This is a genomic window from Stenotrophomonas sp. 05L44_2, assembly GCF_056665995.1.
Genome location: NZ_JBFTNR010000885.1, coordinates 1 through 1,478 on the forward strand (window position 1 = coordinate 1; position 1,478 = coordinate 1,478).

General features: G+C 66.1%; 2 protein-coding genes. One reads left to right on the forward strand and one right to left on the reverse strand.

Annotated features, from left to right (window positions below):
* On the forward strand, positions 1 to 312 hold a 312-nt coding region (locus AC1VAN_RS21645; RefSeq protein ID WP_480986722.1), incomplete at its 5' end, for a DUF2628 domain-containing protein.
* 72 nt (positions 313 to 384) lie between these two features.
* On the opposite strand, the gene AC1VAN_RS21650 is transcribed toward AC1VAN_RS21645, so the two are convergent.
* On the reverse strand, positions 385 to 1,478 hold a 1,094-nt coding region (locus tag AC1VAN_RS21650), incomplete at its 5' end, for a methyl-accepting chemotaxis protein (protein WP_480986723.1).

Below are 1,478 nucleotides of genomic sequence, written 5' to 3' on the forward strand. Positions count from 1 at the left end.
CCCAAGGAGCCCGGCTTCAAGCAGGCCTGGAAGGCGCTGTCCTTCGGCGACCGCCTGAAGATCAACCTGAACTTCTTCGCCTTCTTCTTCGGCGCGATCTATCTGTTCATCCTGGGCATGTGGCGCAAGGCGCTGGTGGTGATCGGCATCAACATCGTGCTGATCGCGGTCAGCCTGGTGCTGCCGGACATCGTGGCCCGCGCACTGTTCATTGCAATGAACTTCCTGGTCGCCTCGAGCACCAACTACAGCTACTACCTGGAACAGGTGAAGGGCAACACCAGCTGGAACCCCTTCGAAGGCATGTTCTAAGCCCAGCGCACCACGTATGCAGTGGCACATCGACGCCCGGCCTTGGCCGGGCGTCGTCGTTCATGCCCCGGCTCAGGCGGCGCGCAACGCGGCAGCCGGCCGGGTGTCGGCCTGCAGGCGGAAGCGGGACACCGCCACCGCCAGCTGCTCGGCCTGTTCTTCCATCGCCCGCGCCGCAGCGGTGGCTTCTTCCACCAGCGCAGCATTCTGCTGGGTGGTCTCGTCCATCTGCACCACAGTCTGGTTGACCTGCTCGATACCGGCCGACTGCTCGCGCGAGGCGGCCGAGATCTCGGCCATGATCTCGTTGACCCGGCCGACCTGGCCGACGATCTCCTGCATCGTGCGGCCCGCACCGTGCACCAGCTGCGCGCCGGCGCCGACATGGCCGACCGAAGCGTCGATCAGCTCCTTGATCTCCTTGGCCGCGCCCGCCGAGCGCTGTGCCAGCGCGCGCACTTCGCTGGCGACCACCGCAAAGCCACGRCCCTGTTCACCGGCGCGCGCCGCTTCCACCGMKGCGTTSAGSGCSAGGATGTTGGTCTGGAARGCGATGCCGTCGATCACCGAGATGATCTCGGCGATGCGCTGCGAAGAGGTCTCGATCTGCTCCATGGTCTGCACCACCTGGCTGACCACCTGCCCGCCTTCGCTGGCAACGCCTGCGGCCGAGGCCGCCAGCTTGTTGGCCTGCAGGGCATGATCGGCGTTCTGGCGCACGGTGGAGGTCAGTTCCTCCATCGACGCGGCGGTCTCTTCCAGGTTGGCCGCCTGCTGCTCGGTACGGCGTGACAGGTCGCTGTTGCCCGACGCGATCTCGCCTGCGGCCAGGCGGATGCTGGCCGCAGACTGCTGGATCTGGCCGACGATCTGGGTCAACTGCTGCACGGTGCTGTTGGCATCGTCGCGCATCACCGCGAACACGCCGTGGAAGTCACCCTCCATCCGTGTACTCAGGTCACCGGCGGCGATGGCGCGCAGCAGCGTCGACAGCGCAGCCAGGTTCTGGTCGCTGACCTGCATCATGGTGTTGAGCGTTTCCACCATGCGGCGGAAGTCATGCTCGAAGCGCTGGGTATCGCCACGCACGGCGAAATCACCTGCCGCCGCCGCAGCGGCCAGCTGCTGGATCTGTTCGTTGATCGCCGCCAGGTTGGTCTTGGTGG